Source organism: Pseudomonas sp. CC120222-01a, from assembly GCF_003097235.1.
GTDB lineage: Bacteria > Pseudomonadota > Gammaproteobacteria > Pseudomonadales > Pseudomonadaceae > Aquipseudomonas.
In genome coordinates this window covers 36,371-59,090 of the sequence record NZ_QEQQ01000002.1, presented here as the reverse complement: position 1 = coordinate 59,090, position 22,720 = coordinate 36,371, and the positions used below count along the sequence as shown (strand labels likewise).

The following is a 22,720-nucleotide window of genomic DNA, read 5'->3' as shown; positions in this document are numbered from 1 at the left end:
CATGCGTCTCAAAACCGCCATCGCAGCTGCTGCCCTGCTTTCGCTGCCTGTTGGCTCTGCCATGGCCGATACCTTCTGGCGTAACGTAATGACTTCCGGCGCGACCACGGCGTCGAGCTACATCACTTCGCACGACCACAAGCTGGTACTCGCGGCGCAGGATGACGCCGGCAGCTTCGTCGCCAGCGAGGGTGCGATTCGCGGGCCGTTCCTGGAGCAGGCGCTGCAGCAGGTGCGTGCCGAGAACCCAGGGATGCAAGCCTCGGACATGGAACTGGCCAACGCCATCCTGGCCAAGAACGCGGTAGCCGAGTAACCGCGCCGCCTGCTTCGCGGGCAAGCCCGCTCCCACAGGGAAAGCACAAGCCTGAAGCCCGCGAGATACCTGTGGGAGCGGGCTTGCCCGCGAAGAATCCAGAACCGATCCCAAGCCTTACCGGTAAGCCTCCACCGGCACGCAAGCACAGAACAGATTCCTGTCCCCATACACGTTGTCGACCCGGTTCACCGCTGGCCAGTACTTGTGCAGGCGCACGTGAGTACTGGGCGCAACCGCCTGCTCCAGGCTGTAAGGCCGGTTCCACGGCGCCAGCACATCGGCCAAGGTATGCGGCGCATGCTTGAGCGGGTTGTCTTCCGCGGGCCAGTTACCCTCCTGCACCTCGGCAATCTCTGCCCGAATCGCCAACATCGCCTCAACGAAGCGGTCCAGCTCGGCCTTCGACTCGCTTTCGGTGGGTTCGACCATCAAGGTCCCCGGCACCGGGAATGACATGGTCGGGGCATGGAAGCCATAGTCCATCAGGCGCTTGGCGACGTCCTCCTCGGTAATGCCGGTCTGCGCCTTGAGCGGGCGCAAGTCGAGGATGCACTCATGGGCCACACGCTGGTTGCGCCCGCGGTACAGCACCGGGAACGCGCCGCCGAGCTGGCTGGCCAGGTAATTGGCCGAGAGGATCGCCACTTCACTGGCATCGGCAAGCTGTGGGCCCATCATGGCGATGTACATCCAGCTGATCGGCAGGATGCTCGCACTGCCCCAGGGCGCGGCGCTGACCGCCGTGTTATTCGGGTCCAGGCCCGGAACGGGCACTACCGGGTGGCTGGCGACAAACGGTTTCAGATGCGCACGGATGCCAATCGGCCCCATGCCTGGGCCACCACCTCCATGGGGGATGCAGAACGTCTTGTGCAGGTTCATGTGTGAAACATCGGCACCGATGTCCGCAGGTCGCGCCAGGCCGACCTGAGCGTTGAGGTTGGCGCCATCCATGTACACCTGGCCACCGTGCTGGTGAATCACCTCGCAGATCTCGCGGATGCCCTCTTCGTACACACCATGGGTCGAGGGATAAGTGACCATCAGGCACGACAGCTTCGCGCCGGCGGCATGGGCCTTGGCCTTGAGGTCTTCGAGGTCGACGTTGCCAGCATCGTCGCAATCGACGATCACCACCTCCATGCCCGCCATCTGCGCCGAGGCCGGGTTGGTGCCATGTGCCGACGACGGGATCAGGCACAGCGTGCGCTGAGGCTCATGACGGCTGCGGTGATAACGGGTAATGGCCATGAGCCCGGCGTATTCCCCCTGGGCGCCGGAGTTGGGTTGCATGCAGATGGCGTCGAAGCCGGTGATGGCGCACAACCAGCGTTCCAGCTCGTCGATCATCGCCTTGTAGCCCGTGGCCTGCGCGGCGGGGGCAAAGGGGTGAAGCTGGGCGAAAGCAGGCCAGGTGATGGGGATCATCTCGCTGGTGGCGTTGAGTTTCATGGTGCAGGAGCCGAGCGGGATCATCGACTGGTTCAGCGCCAGGTCCTTGCTCTCCAGCTGCTTGAGGTAGCGCAGCATCTCGGTTTCGCTGTGGTGCAGGTTGAACACCGGATGGCTGAGGAACGGCGTGCGTCGCACCAGCGCAGCGGGGATGCCTTCGGGCAGCGCGTGCTGGTCGAGCGTGGCGATGTCCAGGCCGTGATCGACGCCCAGGAAAATATCCAGCAGCCGCTGCACGGTGGCTTCACTGCAGGTTTCGTCCAGGCTTACGCCCAGGTGGCCGCGCCCCAGAATGCGCAGGTTGATGTGGGCAGCCTCGGCACTTTCGATGATTGCTGCCTGCGCGCCACCGACATCCAGGGTCAAGGTGTCGAAAAAGTGCTGATTGAGGCGTTTGATGCCTTTGGCCTCAAGGCCTGCGGCCAGCACGAAGGTCAGCCGGTGCACCCGCTGGGCGATGCGCTGCAACCCTTCCGGGCCGTGATAAACCGCATAGAAACTGGCGATGTTGGCCAGCAGCACTTGGGCGGTGCAGATGTTGGAGTTGGCCTTTTCGCGGCGGATATGCTGCTCGCGGGTTTGCAGGGCCATGCGCAGTGCCGTGTTGCCACGGGCATCGCGGGACACACCGATGATGCGCCCGGGCATCGCCCGCTTGTAGTCATCACGGCAGGCGAAATAGGCCGCGTGCGGGCCGCCGTAGCCCATCGGTACGCCAAAGCGCTGGGTCGAACCCAGTACCACATCGGCACCGAGTTCGCCGGGTGGTGTCAGCACAACCAGGCTGAGCAGGTCGGCGGCCACGCAGGCCAAGGCCTGTTGGCTGTGCAGCTGGTCGATCAACGGGCGCAGGTCGCGCACCTCGCCATGGGTATCCGGATACTGCAGCAAGGCACCGAAGACCTGGTGCCTGGCGAGGTTATCCACAGAGTCGACGATCAACTGAAAACCAAAGCCTTCGGCGCGGGTTTTCAATACCGACAAGGTCTGTGGATGGCAGTGCTCATCGGCAAAGAACGCATTGCTCTTGTTGCGCGCCACGCGCTTGGCCAGGGCCATCGCTTCGGCAGCGGCCGTGGCCTCATCGAGCAATGACGCGTTAGCCAGCGCCAGCCCGGTGAGGTCGATGACCATCTGCTGGAAGTTGAGCAGCGCCTCCAGGCGGCCTTGGGCAATTTCAGGCTGATAGGGCGTGTAAGCGGTGTACCAGCCGGGGTTTTCCAGCACGTTGCGCAGGATGACCGTGGGCGTGACGGTGCCGTGGTAGCCCATGCCGATGAGGCTGGTCCACACCTGGTTCTGCTCGGCGTAGCCGGCCAGCTTGGCCAACGCAGCCTGTTCATCCAGGGCCGGCGGCAGGTCGAGGGCGCGGTTGAAGCGGATGCCCGGCGGCACGGTCTGCTCGATCAGCTCGCTGCGGCTGTTGAGGCCGAGGCTGCTGAGCATTGCCTGCTGCTCCGAGGCATCGGGCCCCAGGTGGCGGCGCAGGAAAGGGTTGAGCTCTTGCAGTTGATGCAGGGATGGCGACTGGGACATGTCGACGCTCTCTTCCTAGACCAGGTGTCATGGAGACTTATAAGTCTAGGAAGGATTGCCGATTCTGCGGGGAATCTTGCTCTGGCTGTACTGGCCTCTTCGCGGGCAAGCCCGCTCCCACAGGCCCTGAGGCCTACGCTATCTCTGTGGGAGCGGGCGTGCCCGCGAAGCAGGCGACGCGGTGTTACTCGCCAATCAGGGCTTTGTAGCCGGCAGCGTCCAACAGTTTGTCCAGCTCCGACTTGTCGCTCGGCTTCAGCTTGAAGATCCACGAATCATAAGGTTCTTCGTTGAGCAGCTCCGGGCTGTCGGCCAGCTCCTCGTTGACCGCGATCACTTCACCGGAAACCGGGGCGTAGATGTCGGAGGCGGCCTTGACCGACTCGACCACACCGGCTGCGTCGCCAGCGGCAAAGGTCTTGCCGACTTCGGCCAGCTCGACGAACACCACGTCACCCAGCGCTTGCTGGGCGTGGTCACTGATGCCGACGGTGACGGTGCCATCAGCTTCCAGGCGTGCCCACTCGTGGCTTTCGGCGAAACGCAGATCGGCGGGGATATTGCTCATGTCTTGAATTCCTCGTTTGGGTCAGCGGTTCGGCCCGCCGTTGAATGTTCAGATCAAAATCTTGCCGTGGCGCACGAAGGTCGGTCTGACCACCCGCACCGGGTACCATTTGCCGCGAATCTCGACCTCGGCACGGTCACCGGTCGCCATGGGCACGCGTGCCAGAGCGATGGATTTGCTCAGCGTAGGCGAGAAACTACCACTGGTGATCTCCCCTTCGCCAATCCCGGCTACACGTACCACCTGGTGGGCACGCAGAACGCCGCGCTCTTCCAGCACCAGGCCGACCAGTTTTTCCTGCACACCGCGCTCGATTTCCGCCAACAGGCCGGTACGGCCGACGAAGTTTCGTTCGGCCGGCTCCCAGGCGATGCACCAGCCCAGGTTGGAGGTCAGCGGGGTGTGGCTTTCATCGATGTCCTGGCCATACAGGTTCATGCCGGCCTCCAGGCGCAGGGTGTCACGCGCACCCAGGCCGCTCGGCGCGATGCCGGCGCCGACCAGATCGTTGAAGAATGCTACGGCCTCATCACCCGGCAGGATGATTTCCAGCCCGTCTTCACCGGTGTAGCCAGTGCGGGCGATGAACCAGTCACCTTCGGCAATACCTTCGAACGGGCGCAGTTCACGAATCAGCGCAGCGCGGGCCGGGCTCAGCAGCGCGGCGACCTTCTCGCGGGCATGGGGGCCCTGGATGGCGAGAATCGCGAGGTCTGGGCGAACCTCGAACGAGGCGCTGAAACCGGCGCTCTGGCGCTGTAGCCAGTCGATGACCTTGGCCCGCGTGGCCGCGTTGGTGACCAGGCGGTAGCCGTCTTGTGTGCGGTAGACGATCAGGTCGTCGATGACCCCGCCGTCTTCGTTGAGCAACGGGCTGTACAGCGCCTTGCCGGTGCTGTCGAGACGGGCCACGTCGTTGGCCAGCAGACGTTGCAGCCAGGGCGTGGCGTCGTCGCCGGTGATGTCGATGACCGTCATGTGGGAAACATCGAAGACACCGCAGTCGCTGCGCACCTGATGGTGCTCCTCGACCTGCGAGCCATAGTGCAGCGGCATGTCCCAGCCGCCGAAATCGACCGTCTTGGCGCCAAGCGCCAGGTGCAAGTCGTACAAAAGCGTGCGCTGTCCCATGGGTTTCTCCTTCCGGGCGTGGCGAAGCGGCGGCGGTCGATGACGTTTAATCGTCAGCTCTTCTTGTAGGAACCGCCGCGCGAATGCCGCGCATTGTAGCCGCAAGGGCGCAAGCTGGCATCCTCAGTGACTGTGACCCGGGCGACGAGCCGAACGGCGGATCAGCCCGATGACCGGCAACAGCCCCACCAGCACGAGAGTCAGCGCCGGCAGCGAGGCGCGCGCCCATTCGCCTTCGCTGGTCATCTCGAACACCCTGACCGCCAGGGTGTCCCAGCCGAACGGGCGCATCAGCAAGGTGGCGGGCATTTCCTTGAGCACATCGACGAACACCAGCAGCGCGGCGCTCAGGGCACCCGGCACCAGCAACGGCAGATACACCTTGAAAAACAAACCGACGCCACCGACGCCGAGGCTGCGCGAGGCTTCCGGCAACGAAGGGCGTATACGTTCCAGGCTGCTTTCCAACGGTCCATAGGCCACGGCGAGGAAGCGCACCAGATAAGCCAGCAGCAAGGCGGCCAGGCTGCCCAGCAGCAGTGGCTTGCCCGCGCCGCCCAACCAGGTCGACAGCGGGATAACCAGCTGATTGTCCAGATAGCTGAAAGCCAGCATGATCGACACCGCCAGCACCGAACCGGGCAAGGCATAGCCCAGGTTGGCCAGGCCGACACCGGCACGGATGCCGCCCGTCGGGACCTGACGGCGGGCGAAGGCCAGCATCAGGGCCACGCAAACGGTGATCAGGGCGGCCATGCCGCCCAGGTACAAGGTATGCAGCACCAGGCCGACATACCGCTCATCCAGATCATGCCGACCGCGCTGCCAGCACCACACCAGTAACTGCAGCAGTGGAATGACGAACGCACAGGCGAACACCAGCAGGCACCAGCCGCTGGCAAGTAGCGCCTTGACCCCACGCAAGTGATAGAGCGCCTGCCCACGCGGGCGCTCGTTGCCACTGCGGGTTGCGCCGCGGGCGCGGCGCTCGCCGTACAGCACCAGCATCACTGCCAACAGCAGCAGGCTGGCCAGCTGGGCCGCGCTGGACAGGCTGAAGAAGCCGTACCAGGTCTTGTAGATAGCTGTGGTGAAGGTATCGAAGTTGAACACCGACACTGCACCAAAATCGGCCAGGGTCTCCATCAGCGCCAAGGCGATGCCCGCACCAATCGCTGGCCGCGCCATCGGCAGGGCCACCCGCCAGAAGGCTTGCAGGGGCGACAGGCCCAATACCCGCGCAGCCTCCATCAAGCCCTTGCCCTGGGCCAGGAACGCCGTACGCGCCAGCAGGTAGACGTAGGGGTAGAACACCAGAACCAGGACGATGATCACCCCACCGGTGGAGCGTACCCGCGGCAGGCGCATCGGCCCGAACACTTCGCGCAGGGCGCTCTGCACGGGACCGGAGAAATCGAGCAGGCCGACGAAGACAAAGGCCAGCACGTAGGCCGGAATGGCGAACGGCAGCATCAGCGCCCAGTCGAGCCAGCGCCGGCCGGGGAACTCGCAGAGGCTGGTAAGCCAGGCCAGGCTGACGCCGAGCAGGGTGACGCCGATGCCGACGCCGACCACCAAGGTCGCGGTGTTGCCCAGCAGGCGGCCCATCTGGGTGTCGAGCAGGTGCGACCAGATCTGCAGGTCGATGGACTGCCATGACAGCAACAGCACGCTCAGGGGCAGGAGGACCAGGGCGGCTGTCAGGGTGACCGGGAGGTACCAGCGGCGTTGGGCGGTATGGGGCAAGTGAATGTCTCTGTGGCTGATTGCGACCGCTTTGCGGTCGTTCGCGGGCATGCCCGCTCCCACAGGGATCGAGTATTCCTGTGGGAGAGGGCATGCCCGCGAAGAGGCCCGTGAAGGCCCCGGAAGCTTAAGGCCGGGTGCTTAGTTCCAGCCAGCCCGATCCATCAGGCGAATGGCCTCGGCCTGACGCTTGCCGGCCACTTCCACTGGAATGCTGTCAGCCTTGAAGCTGCCCCAAGCCGCCACTTCTTCCGACGGTTTGACCTTTGGGTTTGCCGGGAACTCCTGGTTGATGTCGGCGAACAGCTTCTGCGCCTTCTCGCCGGTCATCCACTCCACCAGCTTCTTGGCGGCTTCCGGGTGCGGCGCATGCTTGGTCAGGCCGATGCCCGACAGGTTGACGTGCACACCACGGTCGCCCTGGTTGGGCCAGAAGATCTTCACCGGTAACTTCGGGTTCTGGGCGTGCAGGCGACCGTAGTAATAGGTGTTGACCACACCCACATCGCACTGGCCGGCCTCGATGGCCTGGATCACCGAGTTATCGTCGGAGAACACATCGGTGGCCAGGTTGCCGACCCAGCCTTTGACGATCTGCTCCGTCTTGGCCTCGCCGTGGTTCTCGATCAGCGTGGCGGTCAGCGACTGGTTGTACACCTTCTTCGCGGTGCGCAGGCACAGGCGGCCTTCCCAGTGTTTGTCGGCAAGGGCTTCGTAGGTGGTCAGCTCGGCCGGTTTGACCCGCTCGGTGGAGTAGACGATGGTACGTGCACGCAGGCTCAGGCCGGTCCAGTCATGGGACGAGGCGCGGTACTGCGGCGGGATGTTCTGGTCGATGATGTCCGATTTGATCGGCTGCAGGATGCCCATCTGCTCGGCCTGCCAGAGGTTGCCAGCATCGACGGTGAGCAGCAGGTCGGCCACGCCGTTCTCGCCCTCGGCCTTGATCCGCTGCATCAGCGGGGCTTCCTTGTCGGTGATGAACTTCACCTTGACCCCGGTTTCGGCGGTGTAGGCGTCGAATACCGGCTTGATCAGCTCGTCGATGCGTGAGGAGTACACCACCACTTCGTCCGCCGCCTGGGCGGTGCCGCCGAACAGGGTCAGGGCCAGGGCGGCCAGTAGGGGCTTGCGTGGCAACATGGAAAGCACTCCTCGGATCGTATGAGAGGTGCAAATGGTAGTGAATCCCATTTTCCGACTCATCATCCGAGCAGTTACCGGATGTTGCAAAATGAGCGCAAGCGCACCCTGTGGGAGCGGCCTTGTGTCGCGAAAGGGCCGCAGAGCGGCCCCGGCGATATCTGCTGGGAAGCTGAAATCTGGGGCCGCTACGCGACCCTTTCGCGACACAAGGCCGCTCCCACAAAAAAAACGGCGACTTCAGGGCTTGGCCAGTTCCGGCAGGTCCCCGGTCAACCCCAAGGCCTGGCGGACGAACATCGCCTTGGCTTCCGGCATCTGTTCCACCAGCTTCAACCCGCTGTTACGCAACCAGCGCAACGGCAACGGATTGGCCTGGAACAACCGCTCAAACCCTTCCATGGCTGCCATCAACGCCAGGTTGTGCGGCATGCGCCGGCGCTCATAACGGCTGAGCACCTTCACATCCGCCAAGCGCTCGCCGCGCTCGCAGGCATTCTCCAGCACCTCGGCCAGCACCGCGGCATCAAGGAAGCCCAGGTTGACGCCCTGCCCGGCCAACGGATGGATGGTGTGCGCGGCATCGCCAATCAACACCAGCCCTTCGTCCACGTAGCGCTTGGCGTGGCGCTGGCGCAACGGCACGCAGACGCGCGGGTCGGCCTCCAGCACATCCCCCAGACGCCCCTCGAATGCGCGTTCCAGGGCCTTGAGGAAGGCCTGCTCATCCAGTGCCATGATCTGCTCTGCCTGCTCCGGCGTGGTCGACCAGACGATCGAGCACCAGTCCTGCTTGCCGTCACGCGACAGCGGCAGGAACGCCAGCGGCCCCTCATCGGTAAAACGCTGCCAGGCAGTGGCCTGGTGCGCAGCACTGCAGCGCACGCTGGTGACGATCGCGTGGTGCAGGTAATCCCATTCGCGGGTTTCGCAGCCGGCCAGCCGGCGCACCGCCGAGTTGGCGCCATCGGCGGCCACCACCAGCGGCGTACGCAGCTGGCGGCCATCGGCCAGGGTCAGCAGCCATTCGTCACCGGAGCGGCGCAGCTGCTCCAGGCGGGCATTGGGCAACAGGCCGATGTCGCTGTCGTGCAGGCGCTCCAGCAGGCCGTCCTGTACCACCCGGTTCTCGACGATATGGCCGAGCACCTGGGCATGCACGCTGGCTGCCGAGAAATGAATCTGACCGGTACCGCTGCCGTCCCACACATGCATGTCGGAATATGGCGAAACGCGCCGCCCGGCGATGCCGTCCCAGGCTCCCAGGCGTTCGAGGATGCGCTGGCTGGCCGCAGACAGGGCACTGACCCGTGGCTCGAACGGAGCGGCGCCATCGAACGGTTTGACCGACAGCGGGCCGCCATCGAGCAGGAGAATTTCCAGGCCGCTGTGGCGAAGCGCCAGGGCCAGGGCGCTGCCGACCATACCGGCACCGACAATCAACAGATCTGCGCGCATTTCCATGCCTTACGCCTGCCTCGCTTGCGGCTTGAGCCGCACGTATAGGGTTTTATCGACTCGTGCCACCAGCTCGCCGGCTTCGTCACGGATATCGACCTGCACACGCGGCAGGTACTTCTTGCCGGTGGCGGTCTGCTGGCGGATCTCGTCCAGCAACCGGTCATCGACGTGGAACTCGGCGTACACCGTGCCCTTGCCCGGGGCGATGAAATCGATGCTGGCGGCCTTGTCCCAGACGATGTACTCGCGACCCAGCTGCTCGATCAACAGCAGCATGTAGAACGGGTCGACCATCGAATACAGGCTGCCGCCGAACTGGGTGCCGACGTAGTTGCGGTTCCAGCGGGTCAGTTTCATGCGCACCTTGACGCTGCGCATGTCCGGGCTGATGTGCTGGATGTGGATGCCAGCGCCAAGGTACGGCGGGTAGAAGTTCAGCAGCCAGCGCAACATGCGCGCCCGGCGCGCCAGCCTGCGCGGGTTGCTCATGCCTGACCCCGCGGATCGGGGCGGGTGCCGAGGCCCATGGCCTGGCGGGCAAACCAGCTTTTTGCCGGTGGCAGCAGGTCGAGCCCGAGCAGGCCGATATTGCGCCCGGCCGCCAGCAGCGGCTGGTTGCTGCCGAACAGGCGGGTGACCTGGTCGGAGAATCCGATGGTCAGGGCCTGGTCGAGGCGCTGGCGCTGGTGATAGGCCTGCAGGGTGGCGAGATCCCCCGGCTGCTGCGGGCCGGCCAGCAGCGCATCGGCCAGCGACTGCACGTCACGCAGCGACAGGTTGAAGCCCTGCCCGGCAATCGGGTGCAGGCTGTGCGCGGCGTTGCCCAGCACCACCAGGTGTGGGCGTACCTGCTCCTGGGCTTCGATGAGCGCCAACGGGTAGAGATGCCGGGCACCGACCTGGCGCAGAGCGCCAAGGCGATAGCCAAAGGCATCCTGCAGCTCACGCAGGAAGCTGCGCTCGTCGATTTCGGCCAGGCGCCGGGCATCCATCCCTTGCCGCGTCCAGACCAGCGCACAGCGGTTTTCCGGCAATGGCAGCAAGGCCATCGGGCCTTGCTCGGTGAAGCGTTCGAAGGCTTGGCCGCAGTGGGCTTCGCCCGGGGTGATGTTGGCGATCAGCGCGCTCTGCTCGTAGGGCGTACGGCGCACATGGATACCCAGTTGCTCACGCAGGCCGGAGCGGCCACCGTCAGCCAGCACCGCCAGGTCGCATTCCAGGCTGGTGTCGTCGTCCAGTAGCAGGCGGTAGCCACCTTCGATGGCCTGCATCGCCTTCACTTCGGCCGGGCAACGCCAGCTCACCACCTCGCTGTCCAGCCCTTGCCACAGGCACTGGCCGAGCCAGGCGTTCTCCACCACGTAACCCAGGGCCGGCACGCCCTCCTCCATGGCATCCAGGCGGGTAGCACCGAAACGGCCCCGATCAGAGACCTGGATCTGCCGGATCGGCTCGGCACGCGGGCTGATGGTTTGCCACAGGCCAAGGTGCTGATAGATCTGCCGGGTGCCGAAAGACAATGCCGAGGAACGTGCGTCGTAGCTGGGCTGGAAGCTGTCGCCGGGGGCGAACGGCTCGATCAGCAGGATCTTCCAGCCGCGTGCCTTGGCACCGGCCTGCAGGGCCAGGGCCAGGCTTGCGCCGACCAGACCGCCACCGATAATCGCCAGGTTGACCCGGTTCATGCCGCGTCCTTACGTGCAGCCTGCATCAGCGCCTCGATCTCGGCGACCGTACGGGGCACGCCCGAGGTCAGAATGTCACAACCTTGCCTGGTCACTACAACGTCGTCCTCGATCCTGATGCCGATGCCGCGCCATTTCTTCGCGACCGACTCGTTGTCGGCGGCGATGTAGATACCCGGCTCTACTGTCAGCGCCATGCCAGGCTCCAGCACCCGCCACTCGCCACCCACCTTGTATTCGCCAACATCGTGCACGTCCATGCCCAGCCAGTGCCCGGCACGGTGCATGTAGAAGGCCCGGTAGGCCTCGCTGTCGATCAACGCCTGCACCTCACCCTTGAGCAGGCCGAGTTCCACCAGACCTTCGGTGATGACACGCACGGTCGCCTCGTGGGCGTGGTTCCAGTGCTTGCCCGGTGCGATCTCGGCAAAGGCGGCCGCCTGGGCCTTGAGCACCAGCTCGTAGATGGCCTTCTGCTCGGGCGAAAAACGCCCGCTGACCGGGAAGGTGCGGGTGATATCGCTGGCGTAGCAGTCGATCTCGCAACCGGCATCGATCAGCACCAGGTCACCGTCCTTGAGCGGGGCATCGTTCTGCTGGTAGTGCAGTATGCAGCCATTGCGCCCGGCGGCGACGATCGAGCCGTAGGCCGGCATCTTCGCCCCGCCCTTGCGGAACTCGTAGTCCAGCTCAGCTTCCAGGCTGTACTCGTGCAGCCCGGCGCGGCAGGCCTGCATGGCCCGCACATGAGCGCGCGCAGAGATATCCGCGGCGGCACGCATCACTTTCACTTCCGCTGCCGATTTATACAGGCGCATGTCATGCAGCAGATGATCCAGCGCAACGAACTCGTTTGGCGGCTGGGCGCCGAGGCGCGCCTTGGAGCGGATCACGTTGATCCAGTCCATCAAGCGGCGGTCGAACTCAGCATTACTGCCCATGGCGCTGTAGACCCGTTCGCGACCTTCGATCAGGCCCGGCAGGATCTCGTCGATATCGGTAATCGGGAAGGCATCGTCCGCGCCAAAGTCACGGACTGCGCCTTCCTGGCCGGCACGCAGCCCGTCCCATTGCTCGCGCTCCGGGTTACGCTCACGGCAGAACAGCACGTATTCGCCATGCTCGCGGCCAGGAATCAGTGCGATCACCGCCTCTGGCTCGGGGAAGCCGCTGAGGTACTGGAAATCGCTGTCCTGGCGGTACACGTGCTCGACGTCGCGGTTGCGGATGGCAACGGCGGCGGCGGGCAGGATGGCGATGCTGTTGGGGACCATCTGCGCCATCAGCGCCTTGCGCCGACGGGCATACTCGGCCTTGGGTATGTGGCTCATGGGCAGAACTACCCCCGGTTAATCAGTGCAGCGAAGGTTTTGGTGCAGGTGCGGCCGGCGCGGCCAGCTCTGTGTACAGCAGCAGCGGTGCGACGCGCAGGTATTCCATGACTTCCATGTAGTCGCTCTCGCCGTCTTCGGATTCTTCGAGTGCTTCCTGGACCTGGGAAATGGCCACCAAGTCCTGCAGCACTTCCTTGGCTTCGGTAGACAGGTCCTTGCCACCGGCGTTCAGCCCGAAGCCGGTGATGAAGCCCTGGCACCACTGGCCCAGCGCTTCGGCGCGGTCGGCGAGTGCGGCATCGTCGCTTGGCAGCAGCAAGACGATGGCCATGTCTTCGCTGTTGAGCTCGCCCTTGACCATCTCTTGCAGGCCGATCAAGGCATTGCGCACGGTGTCACCGGGCTCGGTTTCCAGCAACTGGGCGGCGTCGGCCAGCCAGGCCTCGGCATCGAAACCTGCACCGGCACAGCTGCGGCCGATCAGCAGGCCGTGCAGCTCGGCAGGGGTTACAGGGTGGCCATTGCTCGAAAGCAGCATGGCGAAGGCAACGTAGGGCGATTGAGTATTAGGCATGGTCGGCTAGGCGCCAGACGGCGCATTTGACTAGAATGAAGACCTTGTATCCTAGCACCGGCAGGCGCGCCAAGACCATCGGCACTGGCCGCCGCTGCGCAGGGAGAGGCATCATCGCAGGGTGATTCAACGACGGAGCGAATCGAGTGCAACCCACGCAAGAGAACGACCTGCAAGCGCTGATGAGCCGGTTCGAGTTGCTGATTGAACGCGTCGAGCAACTAAAACGGCAAAATGCACTCCTAGTAGCTCAGGAAAAATCCTGGCGCGAGGAGCGCGCCCACCTCATCGAAAAGAACGAGATCGCCAAGCGCAAGGTCGAGTCGATGATTTTACGCCTGAAGGCCCTGGAGCAAGACTCATGAGTTCAAGCAATAGCGTCACCGTGCAGATCCTCGACAAGGAGTATTCGATCATCTGCCCGCCGGAGGAGCGCAATAACCTGGTCAGCGCCGCGCGCTACCTGGACGGCAAGATGCGCGAGATCCGCAGCAGCGGCAAGGTGATCGGTGCCGACCGTATTGCGGTCATGGCGGCGTTGAACATCACTCACGAGATGCTGCACCGCCAGGAGGAACGCAGTGACGCGCCAGTGAGTGGCACCAGCCGTGAACAGGTGCGTGACCTGCTGGAAAGGGTCGATCAGGCTTTGTCCGACGATGCGGGTACCAAAAACGGCTGAGATTGGTATACTGGCGCCACTCCCTGGGGGATGCGCCAGTCGGTTATGTCCCTGAGCCGATACGCACAACCACGGGGGTTGCACGCTGGGGCCGGTGTGCATGTCCGCCCGACGGAAAGCCTTAACGCCCCCTGCAATCTCCACCTTGAACTTTCGGGTTCAAGGGCTACACCGATAGCGGTCTTATCGGGGAGCCTGATTCTTCCTGCCCAGCACTCAGCTGGGCAATCCGACACCTGGGATCGCCAGTGCCATGACTGAAACTGCGCCGCTCACCCGCCCCCAGCTTCGTCGCCTGCTTCGCAATGCCCGCCGCGCCCTTACCCCCGCCCAGCAACACCAGGCTTCACGCGGGTTGTACCGGCAATTGGCGCAGCACCCCTTGTTCCGCCGTGCCCGGCATATCGCTTTGTACCTGCCCAATGACGGTGAAATCGACCCGCGCCTGCTGTTGCGCGAGGCTCAGCGCCGGGGCAAGCGTACCTACCTGCCGGTACTGCATGCCTGGCCGCGCACGCGCATGGTGTTCCAGCGTTTTGAACAGGGCGAAAAGCTCAAGCGCAACCGCTTCCGTATTCCCGAGCCATTGACCGATCGTCGGCGCCAGCGCCCGATCTGGTCGCTGGACCTGATCCTGCTGCCGCTGGTCGGCTTCGATGAAGTCGGCGGGCGATTGGGCATGGGCGGGGGATTCTACGACCGCAGCCTGGCCTACCAGGCACGGCGCAAGACCTGGAAGAAACCGCTGCTGCTGGGGCTGGCGCATGAATGCCAGAAGGTCGAGCGACTGGCACAGGCCAGTTGGGATGTACCGCTGCAGGGCACGGTCAGCGACCGTGGCTGGTACCTGGCGCCGAAGTAAGCGGCGTCAGTGAGGGGATATCAGCGTTGCTGCGGGTTGGCGTCGACCGGCGTCTGATAGGCGGTATCCAGCTTGCGCTCCCAGATGCCCTGGGCATAACCGGTGGTGACCACACCAAGGCCAAAGATGAAGACCAGGATCCACAGTAGATCCGGTTTGCGTTGATTCATCGAAGAATGCCCCCCTAGGCATACGTTCAGGCTCGGCGACCTTCTAGGTGCCGCCGGAGCGTCTAGCTTTAAAATCGGCGCATTTTCCGACAACCTGAGTCTTCACGCAAACGTTGACGCCAACCGGCTGTCGGTTTCGTGCAACAGGTTATTTCAAACCTTTTCAGGAGCAGTATCCATGGCCTATTGGCTGATGAAATCCGAGCCCGACGAGCTCTCGATCGAAGGCCTGGGCCGCCTGGGCGAGGCGCGCTGGGATGGCGTACGAAATTACCAGGCGCGCAACTTCATGCGGGCCATGAGCGTAGGCGACGAGTTCTTTTTCTACCATTCCAGCTGCCCGCAACCGGGCATTGCCGGCATCGCCCGCATCACTGCAGCCGCCTACCCGGACCCGACGGCACTGGACCCGGAAAGCCACTACTTCGACGCCAAGGCCAATGCCGAGAAGAACCCTTGGAGCGCGGTGGACGTGGCCCACGTGAAGACCTTCCGCCAGGTGCTGGGGCTGGGACTGCTAAAGCAGCAGAGTGCGCTGGCAGAGTTGCCGCTGGTGCAGAAAGGCACGCGGTTGTCGGTTATGCCGGTGACTGAAGAGCAGTGGGCGGCGATCATCGCGCTGGCGCGCTGAGTGCGAGCAATAGCGATCAACTGTAGGAGCGGCCTTGTGTCGCGAAAGGGCTGCGCAGCAGCCCCAGGATTTCAGCTTCGCAGCTTAGAATGCCGGGGCTGCTACGCAGCCCATTCGCGACACAAGGCCGCTCCTACACGCTTCAACTTGAGCATGTTGCGTTATTGAACAATCAGATTATTGAACAGCAGATCCTCGACAATCGGCTTGCCCTCTTCCGATTCCATCACCTGCTGCACCTGCTTCAACGCTTCCTGGCGCAGCTTCTCCTTGGCGTCGACGTTACTCATGCTATCCACCGTCTGCTGGGTGAACAGTGCCACCAGCTGGTTGCGGATCAACGGCTCCTGGTGCTTGACCGCAGCCGCCGCGGCATCACCGGTCACGCGCAGGGCCACATCGGCCTTGTACACGCGCAGCTTGGGGCTGCCATCGAGGGCATAGTTGCCGACGAAGGGTGGGCTCAGGGTGATGTAGGAAACTTTCGGCTCCCCTTCCTTGGCTTCTTCGGCCATGGCCGCCGCTGGCAGCATCAGCGCCAGTACCATCAAGATCCACGCTTTCACGAATTCGCTCCTCAAAACAGTTGGCGCCAGCTTACCCAGCATGCCGCGCAAACCCAAGCACGGGCTTGTGCCAGCACTTATGTCAGTACATCAGGGCGGGGCATGCTCGTTGACCCGGCAGGCGACCCTCCTACACTTATCGGCCACTACACGCAAAGGAATAGCCCCGATGAAAGCTGTGTTGTGCAAAACCCTGGGCCCGGCTCGTGACCTGGTGCTGGAAGACGTGGCCAACCCGGTGCCGAAGAAGAACGAGATCCTGCTCGATGTGCAGGCTGCCGGGGTCAACTTCCCCGACACGCTGATCATCGAAGGCAAATACCAGTTCCAGCCCCCGCTGCCATTCTCGCCAGGTGGCGAGGCCGCTGGCGTAGTCGCTGCGGTCGGCGAACGGGCCGGTACTTTCAAGGTGGGCGACCGGGTAATGGCCCTGACCGGCTGGGGGGCGTTCGCCGAGCAGGTGGCGGTGCCCTTCTACAACGTGATGCCGATCCCCGAGCACATGGACTTTGCCACCGCCGCGGCATTCGGCATGACCTATGGCACCTCGATGCATGCCCTCAAGCAGCGCGCCCAGTTGCAGCCCGGCGAAACCCTGCTGGTGCTCGGTGCATCCGGTGGTGTTGGCCTGGCAGCGGTGGAAATCGGCAAGGCCATGGGCGCTAGAGTGATCGCCGCCGCCAGCAGCGCCGACAAGCTCGCCGTTGCCAAGGCTGCCGGGGCTGACGAACTGATCGACTACAGCCAGGCCAGCCTCAAAGAGGAAATCAAGCGCCTGACCGGCGGCCAGGGCGTGGACGTGATCTACGACCCAGTGGGTGGTGAGCTGTTCGACCAGGCCGTGCGCGGCCTGGCGTGGCAGGGCCGGCTGCTGGTGGTGGGGTTTGCCAGCGGCACGATTGCGCAGATGGCGGCGAACCTGGTGCTGCTCAAGGGGGCGGCGGTACTTGGGGTGTTCTGGGGAGCGTTTGCCCAGCGCCAACCTGAGGACAATGCGGCGAACTTCCGGCAATTGTTTGCCTGGCATGCCGAGGGCAAGTTGAAACCGTTGGTGTCGAAGACTTATCTACTGGCTGAAGCGGGAGCCGCAATTGAGCAGCTGGGGCAGCGCAAGGCTGTGGGTAAGTTGGTAGTGCTGGCCAGATAAGCAGGACCGGCCTCTTCGCGGGGCAAGCCCGCTCCTACAAGGGATAGCGTTTTCCCTGTAGGAGCGGGCTTGTCCCGCGAAAGGGCCGGCAGCCCGTTCATACCTCTCGCAGGTTATGGCAACGCCTGAACCGTGCCTCGAGGTTACGATCTGGCATCTGATGGCTGCGCAGCGCATTCAGCGTCTGCTCGACATAGTCCCGCGTGGTGCCATAGCGCCCCTTGGCACTGGCCAGAATCTGGCTGAGCAAGGTATCCGGCAGGTTGCCCGCATAGCACGGCAGATGCCGCTCCAGCACAAACCCCAACGCCTGCACCTTGCTGCCATCGCCCAACCGGCAGCTGAGCCAGTGCGGCCGATACGCCGGATAAGGCATTTCCCGCTGCCACAGGGCCATCAGCGAATCATCGAGGTTGCTGTCTTCAAGTCGGTAGGCAAAACCGCTGCAGGATCCGCCGCGATCAAGGCCGAACACCAGGCCTGGCGTTTCCGGCGTACCCCGGTGCTCGTGCGACCACAGGTACAACCCACGGTGATAACCATGCACTCGCGCCCGTTGGCGCTCCACCGAATTGCATTCCGGGCGCCAGATCAACGAGCCGTAGGCAAACAACCAGACAGGGCCACCTTCATGGCGCGACATGGTCATTTGCATGGAATTGAGCAATTGCTCACGGGTGAGTTGCTGACCGAAGTCGAGCGTCGGAGGATATGCAACTTCCCAGGACAAACTTTCAAGTGCCGACATAAGCTGCCGCCATTATTCCCTGTGTACTACGCATAAAGCGGGAGGCGCTGATGACGCGGCCTGCGCGGCCGCGCCAGCGGCGCTTGCAGTAACCATAGGATAGAAATGCGCCAATACTCAAGTCCCATGAACAGAGTTTCATGCACAGTTCCGACGACTGGGAAGTACTGTTTCGATGGTGGCGAAAGTTAATGGCCAAGGCGGTAACAATGACCGCCTTATACCCCTTACTTCAAACTTCGGTTATTAACCGCGTGGTGCGTAGGCAAACACATCGGCGCGCATGCGGTGCGCATCCATGCCGGCCTCGACCAGGGCGTCGAGGGTGGCGTAGACCATGTTCGGCGACCCGCTGGCATACACATGCACGGTATTGAGGTCTTTGACGTCCTCGCACACCGCTTCGTGCAGCATGCCGCAACGCCCTTCCCAGCCACACAGGTCACTGACCACCTTGTGCAGGAACAGGTTGGGCAAGCGCTCCCATTCGGCCCAGTGCTCGATGCTGTAGAAGTCTTCCGGGCGACGTACGCCCCAGTAAAGATGCACTGGATGCTTGAAGCCCTGGGCGCGGCAATGTTCGACCAGGCTGTGCATCTGGCCCATGCCAGTACCAGCCGCTATCAGCACCAGCGGCCCGTCAGGCAATTCGGCAAGGTGAGTATCACCAAACGGCATTTCGATACGCGCCAAGCGGTCGCGCTGCAGTTGTGCCAGCAGTTGCTGGGCGCTGGCTTCGCGGACCAGCACATGCAGCTCGAGCTCGCGCCCGGAATGCGGCGCAGAGGCCAGCGAGAAGGCCGCCGGCTTGCCGCCCTCTCGCTCGATCATCAGGTATTGCCCGGCATGGTAACGCGGCGGCTTGCCAGCCGGCGCACGCAGGCGCACGCGCCAGACGTCGCCACCGACTTCGACGCATTCGCTCACGCTGCACGCCAGCTTGCGCACTGGCAGCTCACCCAAGGCAAGCACACCATCCCAGAGCAACACACAGTCCTCCAGCGGTTCGGCAATGCAGGTGAACAACTCGCCATGGTCACGGACTACACCGTCCTGACGCACGCTTCCTTCGACCAACAACGCGGCGCAGACATGGCAATTGCCATTGCGGCAGCTGTTCGGGCAGTCATAGCCCAGCCGCCGCGCTCCATCCAGGATCCGTTCCCCGGGTTCGAGCGCCAGCACCGCCCCGGACGGCTGCAACGTTACCTGCATCAATCTATTCCCAACTGATCCCACAGCTCATCGATACGGCGGGTGACGGTCTCGTCCTTGACGATGACCCGGCCCCATTCGCGTGTAGTCTCGCCCGGCCACTTGTGCGTGGCGTCCAGGCCCATCTTCGACCCCAGCCCCGATACCGGCGACGCGAAGTCCAGGTAGTCGATCGGCGTGTTGTCGATCATCACCGTATCACGCTTGGGGTCCATGCGCGTGGTGATGGCCCAGATCACATCGTTCCAGTCGCGGGCGTTGATATCGTCGTCGGTGACAATAACGAACTTGGTGTACATGAACTGTCGCAGGAACGACCACACACCCAGCATCACGCGCTTGGCGTGGCCTGGGTACTGCTTTTTCATGGTCACCACCGCCATGCGGTACGAGCAGCCTTCCGGCGGCAGGTAGAAGTCGACGATTTCCGGGAACTGCTTCTGCAGGATCGGCACGAACACTTCGTTCAGCGCCACGCCCAGGATCGCCGGTTCATCCGGCGGCCGGCCAGTGTAGGTGCTGTGGTAGATCGGCTTCTGCCGGTGAGTGATGCGCTCGACGGTGAACACCGGGAAGCTGTCCACTTCGTTGTAGTAGCCGGTGTGATCGCCATACGGGCCTTCCGGGGCCATTTCGCCCGGATGAATCACGCCTTCGAGGATGATCTCGGCGGTGGCCGGCACCTGCAGGTTGCTGCCACGGCACTTGACCAGCTCGGTGCGGTTGCCGCGCAGCAGGCCGGCGAAAGCGTATTCGGAAAGGGTATCCGGCACTGGCGTCACGGCGCCAAGGATGGTGGCCGGGTCAGCGCCCAGGGCCACGGCAACCGGGAACGGCTGGCCCGGGTGCTTTTCGCACCACTCGCGATAATCCAGGGCGCCGCCACGGTGGCTCAGCCAGCGCATGATTACCTTGTTGCGGCCGATCACCTGCTGGCGGTAGATACCCAGGTTCTGGCGATCCTTGTTCGGGCCGCGAGTCACGGTCAGGCCCCAGGTGATCAGCGGCGCCACATCGCCTGGCCAGCAGTGCTGGATCGGCAACTGGCCGAGGTCGACATCGTCACCCTCGATGACCACTTCCTGGCACACCGCGTCCTTGACCACCTTCGGCGCCATCGACACGACCTTCTTGAAGATCGGCAGCTTGGACCAGGCGTCCTTCAGGCCTTTCGGCGGCTCGGGCTCCTTGAGGAAGGCCAGCAACTTGCCGATCTCGCGCAGCTCGTCAACCGACTCGGCGCCCATGCCCATGGCCACACGCTCTGGCGTGCCGAACAGGTTGCCCAGCACCGGGATGTCGAAGCCGGTGGGCTTTTCGAACAGCAAGGCCGGGCCCTTGGCACGCAGGGTGCGGTCGCAGACCTCGGTCATTTCCAGGACAGGGGAAATCGGAACCTGGATGCGCTTGAGTTCACCGCGCTGCTCCAGGCCACGGATGAAGTCGCGCAAATCGCGATACTGCATGCATGAGCCTCGTGTTGGCCGTATCGGTCGGGGTGCAGAGTGTAGCGCCGTTCGGGCTTTGTTGGGGGGCAAAATGCATTGGGGCCGCTTCGCAGCCCTTCGCGTAGGCTTGCGCGAAGCGGGCCCCAATCAATACTCGGTGAGGAAGATTACGTGCACTTCATCGATTATGCGAAACCACCTTCGACAGCCCGACACCAAGCGCTTGCAGCACCTTTAACACGGTGGACAACTTTGGATCACCATCTGCTGCCAACGCTCGATAGAGGTTGGGACGAGCAAGCCCGGTAGCCTGAGAAAGGTTGCCCATGCCGCCGCGCGCTTCAGCCACACGCCGAACCGCCGTCAGAAACCCTGCAGCGCCACCAGGCTCATCGATTTCCTCAAGCGCAACAGAGAGATAATCGATGGCGAAAGACTCGTCGCTGCGGAGCATTTCGAGAACACTTTCTTCATGGGGACGTGTGCCGGTCATAGCTTTACCTTCTGCCTGCGCCAAAGTGATCTGGCCTGGTCAATATCGGCCTGCTGCCGGTCTTTCGAACCACCCCCGAGCAGGAAAATTATCCTTCGCCCAATGGTGGCGTAATAGATGCGATAGCCTGGCCCAAAATCCAGTTTCATCTCGAACACGCCATCACCCACTGGCTCCGTTACGCCAAAATGGCCCTGCGCGGCCCGGTCGACCCTTGTGGTGATTCGCGCCTTCACCCTTGTGTCGCGAATGGTGTCCAGCCATGCCTGGTAGAGATCCACGCCATTACTGGATAGAACGTGATGAACTGCGTACATCCACACTGTACCTTAAAAGAGACAATTCCGTGTCGTTTTTTTGGTCAGCTGCCTATGCGAGCTGGCTTTTGGCGGGAGGCAGAGTGCCTTCAGGGGATGACAGCCCGCAGACAGCATGGTGGCCTGCGTTCAGGTTGCTGGCGAACGGTCTTTTGTGACAAACAGCAAAAAGCCGGGTTTCCCCGGCTTTTCGCGTGGTACGACGATCTTACTTGCGCTTCATCGACAGGAAGAACTCGTCGTTGGTCTTGGTCTGCTTGAGCTTGTCGACCAGGAACTCGATGGCAGCGATCTCGTCCATCGGGTGCAGCAGCTTGCGCAGGATCCACATGCGCTGCAGTTCGTCGTCGGCGGTCAGCAGCTCTTCGCGGCGGGTACCGGAACGGTTGATGTTGATGGCCGGGAAGACGCGCTTCTCGGCGATACGACGGTCCAGGGGCAGTTCCATGTTGCCGGTACCCTTGAACTCTTCGTAGATCACTTCGTCCATCTTCGAGCCGGTTTCGACCAGCGCGGTGGCGATGATGGTCAGCGAACCGCCTTCCTCGATGTTACGCGCGGCACCGAAGAAGCGCTTCGGCTTCTCCAGGGCGTGGGCGTCGACACCACCGGTCAGCACCTTGCCGGAGCTCGGGATCACGGTGTTATAGGCACGCGCCAGACGGGTGATGGAGTCCAGCAGGATGACCACGTCCTTCTTGTGCTCGACCAGGCGCTTGGCCTTCTCGATGACCATTTCGGCAACCTGCACGTGGCGGGTTGGCGGCTCGTCGAAGGTCGAGGCGACCACTTCGCCGCGCACGGTGCGCTGCATTTCGGTCACTTCTTCCGGGCGCTCGTCGATCAGCAGGACGATCAGGTGGCACTCGGGGTTGTTACGGGTGATGTTCGCCGCGATGTTCTGCAGCATGATGGTCTTACCGGCTTTCGGCGGAGCGACGATCAGGCCGCGCTGGCCTTTGCCGATCGGGGCGCACAGGTCGATGACACGACCGGTGAGGTCTTCGGTGGAGCCGTTACCAGCTTCCATCTTCAGGCGCTTGTTCGGGAACAGCGGCGTCAGGTTTTCGAAGAGGATCTTGTTCTTCGCGTTTTCCGGACGGTCGAAGTTGATGGTGTCGACCTTCAGCAGGGCGAAGTAACGCTCCCCTTCCTTCGGCGGGCGGATCTTGCCGACGATGGTGTCGCCGGTACGCAGGTTGAAACGGCGGATCTGGCTTGGCGAGACGTAGATGTCGTCAGGGCCGGCCAGGTAGGACGCATCAGCCGAACGCAGGAAACCGAAACCATCCTGGAGAATCTCCAGCACGCCGTCACCCGAGATCTCTTCGCCGCTTTTCGCGTGCTTTTTCAGCAGGGCGAAAATCACGTCCTGTTTGCGCGAACGGGCCATGTTTTCGATGCCCATCTGTTCGGCCATTTCCAAAAGATCGGTAATCGGCTTTTGCTTGAGTTCAGTCAGGTTCATAAGGGGAGTGACGTAATCATGTAA

At 63.2% G+C, this 22,720-nt stretch carries 24 protein-coding genes and 1 other RNA gene; 7 read left to right on the top strand and 18 right to left on the bottom strand.

All coding sequences use genetic code 11. From position 1 onward, the window contains the following. Window position 1 precedes the first annotated feature (1 nt). The gene (locus tag N430_RS03165) at window positions 2-316 is read left to right on the top strand and encodes a DUF2388 domain-containing protein (RefSeq protein WP_110632695.1); all 315 of its coding nucleotides are present in this window, start codon (window positions 2-4) and stop codon (window positions 314-316) included. A gap of 117 nt (window positions 317-433) precedes the next feature. Here N430_RS03165 and gcvP read toward each other — a convergent pair whose 3' ends face one another. The 10 genes from gcvP to N430_RS03115 all read right to left on the bottom strand — a co-directional run bounded on the left by gcvP (window position 434) and on the right by N430_RS03115 (window position 12,949). Beyond that, entirely contained in the window at window positions 434-3,307 is a 2,874-nt protein-coding gene (gcvP, locus tag N430_RS03160) for an aminomethyl-transferring glycine dehydrogenase (RefSeq protein WP_110632693.1), read from the bottom strand. A gap of 184 nt (window positions 3,308-3,491) precedes the next feature. Then, window positions 3,492-3,875, bottom strand: a complete 384-nt coding sequence (gene gcvH / locus N430_RS03155) for a glycine cleavage system protein GcvH (protein WP_110632690.1) — start codon at window positions 3,873-3,875, stop codon at window positions 3,492-3,494. A 48-nt stretch (window positions 3,876-3,923) separates the two neighbouring features. Beyond that, on the bottom strand, window positions 3,924-5,006 hold the full coding sequence (gene gcvT / locus N430_RS03150) for a glycine cleavage system aminomethyltransferase GcvT (protein WP_110632687.1): 1,083 nt from the start codon (window positions 5,004-5,006) through the stop codon (window positions 3,924-3,926). A gap of 123 nt (window positions 5,007-5,129) precedes the next feature. After that, window positions 5,130-6,752 (bottom strand): iron ABC transporter permease, encoded by a 1,623-nt coding sequence (locus N430_RS03145; protein ID WP_110633777.1) that lies wholly within the window; start codon window positions 6,750-6,752, stop codon window positions 5,130-5,132. A 141-nt stretch (window positions 6,753-6,893) separates the two neighbouring features. Next, window positions 6,894-7,895 (bottom strand): extracellular solute-binding protein, encoded by a 1,002-nt coding sequence (locus N430_RS03140; protein ID WP_110632684.1) that lies wholly within the window; start codon window positions 7,893-7,895, stop codon window positions 6,894-6,896. Window positions 7,896-8,135: 240 nt separating this feature from the next. Further along, window positions 8,136-9,353 (bottom strand): 2-octaprenyl-3-methyl-6-methoxy-1,4-benzoquinol hydroxylase, encoded by a 1,218-nt coding sequence (locus N430_RS03135; RefSeq protein WP_165837335.1) that lies wholly within the window; start codon window positions 9,351-9,353, stop codon window positions 8,136-8,138. Window positions 9,354-9,362: 9 nt separating this feature from the next. After that, complete coding sequence (locus tag N430_RS03130) at window positions 9,363-9,845, bottom strand: DUF4442 domain-containing protein (RefSeq protein WP_110632678.1); 483 nt, start codon at window positions 9,843-9,845, stop codon at window positions 9,363-9,365. Continuing rightward, window positions 9,842-11,041: a 2-octaprenyl-6-methoxyphenyl hydroxylase gene (ubiH, locus tag N430_RS03125; protein WP_110632675.1), complete on the bottom strand. Its 1,200-nt coding sequence runs from the start codon at window positions 11,039-11,041 to the stop codon at window positions 9,842-9,844. The genes N430_RS03130 and ubiH overlap by 4 nt, the downstream gene beginning before the upstream one ends. Next, window positions 11,038-12,372 carry a Xaa-Pro aminopeptidase gene (pepP, locus tag N430_RS03120; RefSeq protein WP_110632672.1) on the bottom strand — a complete coding sequence of 445 codons (1,335 nt, stop codon included), beginning with the start codon at window positions 12,370-12,372 and terminating at the stop codon, window positions 11,038-11,040. The genes ubiH and pepP overlap by 4 nt, the downstream gene beginning before the upstream one ends. A gap of 22 nt (window positions 12,373-12,394) precedes the next feature. Further along, on the bottom strand, window positions 12,395-12,949 hold the full coding sequence (locus N430_RS03115; protein WP_027920874.1) for a YecA family protein: 555 nt from the start codon (window positions 12,947-12,949) through the stop codon (window positions 12,395-12,397). A gap of 182 nt (window positions 12,950-13,131) precedes the next feature. Here N430_RS03115 and N430_RS03110 point away from each other — a divergent pair, with 182 nt between their 5' ends. The 4 genes from N430_RS03110 to N430_RS03095 all read left to right on the top strand — a co-directional run bounded on the left by N430_RS03110 (window position 13,132) and on the right by N430_RS03095 (window position 14,493). Further along, window positions 13,132-13,314 carry a TIGR02449 family protein gene (locus tag N430_RS03110; protein WP_029886233.1) on the top strand — a complete coding sequence of 61 codons (183 nt, stop codon included), beginning with the start codon at window positions 13,132-13,134 and terminating at the stop codon, window positions 13,312-13,314. Then, a complete protein-coding gene (locus tag N430_RS03105; RefSeq protein WP_103446188.1) occupies window positions 13,311-13,631 on the top strand; it encodes a cell division protein ZapA in 321 nt (106 codons plus the stop codon). Before N430_RS03110 ends, N430_RS03105 begins: the two co-directional genes overlap by 4 nt. Window positions 13,632-13,648: 17 nt before the next feature. Then, window positions 13,649-13,828, top strand: a non-coding RNA gene (gene ssrS, locus N430_RS03100) — 6S RNA. 56 nt (window positions 13,829-13,884) lie between these two features. Beyond that, on the top strand, window positions 13,885-14,493 hold the full coding sequence (locus N430_RS03095; protein ID WP_110632669.1) for a 5-formyltetrahydrofolate cyclo-ligase: 609 nt from the start codon (window positions 13,885-13,887) through the stop codon (window positions 14,491-14,493). A gap of 20 nt (window positions 14,494-14,513) precedes the next feature. Here the strand turns inward: N430_RS03095 and N430_RS29410 are convergent, their stop codons facing one another. Then, a complete protein-coding gene (locus tag N430_RS29410; protein WP_165837333.1) occupies window positions 14,514-14,663 on the bottom strand; it encodes a hypothetical protein in 150 nt (49 codons plus the stop codon). 178 nt (window positions 14,664-14,841) lie between these two features. Between N430_RS29410 and N430_RS03090 the strand changes: the two genes are divergently transcribed. Next, window positions 14,842-15,294 carry an EVE domain-containing protein gene (locus N430_RS03090; protein ID WP_060485681.1) on the top strand — a complete coding sequence of 151 codons (453 nt, stop codon included), beginning with the start codon at window positions 14,842-14,844 and terminating at the stop codon, window positions 15,292-15,294. A 161-nt stretch (window positions 15,295-15,455) separates the two neighbouring features. Here N430_RS03090 and N430_RS03085 read toward each other — a convergent pair whose 3' ends face one another. Then, entirely contained in the window at window positions 15,456-15,860 is a 405-nt protein-coding gene (locus N430_RS03085; protein ID WP_027920870.1) for a flagellar basal body-associated protein FliL, read from the bottom strand. 169 nt (window positions 15,861-16,029) lie between these two features. Between N430_RS03085 and N430_RS03080 the strand changes: the two genes are divergently transcribed. Then, entirely contained in the window at window positions 16,030-17,007 is a 978-nt protein-coding gene (locus N430_RS03080) for an NADPH:quinone oxidoreductase family protein (RefSeq protein ID WP_110632666.1), read from the top strand. Window positions 17,008-17,104: 97 nt separating this feature from the next. On the opposite strand, the gene N430_RS03075 is transcribed toward N430_RS03080, so the two are convergent. The 6 genes from N430_RS03075 to rho all read right to left on the bottom strand — a co-directional run bounded on the left by N430_RS03075 (window position 17,105) and on the right by rho (window position 22,696). After that, window positions 17,105-17,755, bottom strand: a complete 651-nt coding sequence (locus N430_RS03075; protein ID WP_103446191.1) for a gamma-glutamylcyclotransferase — start codon at window positions 17,753-17,755, stop codon at window positions 17,105-17,107. 246 nt (window positions 17,756-18,001) lie between these two features. Continuing rightward, window positions 18,002-18,970, bottom strand: a complete 969-nt coding sequence (locus tag N430_RS03070) for a CDP-6-deoxy-delta-3,4-glucoseen reductase (protein ID WP_110632663.1) — start codon at window positions 18,968-18,970, stop codon at window positions 18,002-18,004. After that, window positions 18,970-20,436 carry a 4-hydroxy-3-polyprenylbenzoate decarboxylase gene (gene ubiD, locus N430_RS03065; protein ID WP_110632660.1) on the bottom strand — a complete coding sequence of 489 codons (1,467 nt, stop codon included), beginning with the start codon at window positions 20,434-20,436 and terminating at the stop codon, window positions 18,970-18,972. The genes N430_RS03070 and ubiD overlap by 1 nt, the downstream gene beginning before the upstream one ends. Window positions 20,437-20,596: 160 nt before the next feature. Next, the gene (locus N430_RS03060; protein WP_110632657.1) at window positions 20,597-20,911 is read right to left on the bottom strand and encodes an addiction module antidote protein; all 315 of its coding nucleotides are present in this window, start codon (window positions 20,909-20,911) and stop codon (window positions 20,597-20,599) included. Next, window positions 20,908-21,228, bottom strand: a complete 321-nt coding sequence (locus N430_RS03055; RefSeq protein ID WP_110632654.1) for a type II toxin-antitoxin system RelE/ParE family toxin — start codon at window positions 21,226-21,228, stop codon at window positions 20,908-20,910. The genes N430_RS03060 and N430_RS03055 overlap by 4 nt, the downstream gene beginning before the upstream one ends. Window positions 21,229-21,436: 208 nt before the next feature. Beyond that, window positions 21,437-22,696 carry a transcription termination factor Rho gene (gene rho / locus N430_RS03050; protein WP_003253661.1) on the bottom strand — a complete coding sequence of 420 codons (1,260 nt, stop codon included), beginning with the start codon at window positions 22,694-22,696 and terminating at the stop codon, window positions 21,437-21,439. Window positions 22,697-22,720: the final 24 nt, after the last annotated feature.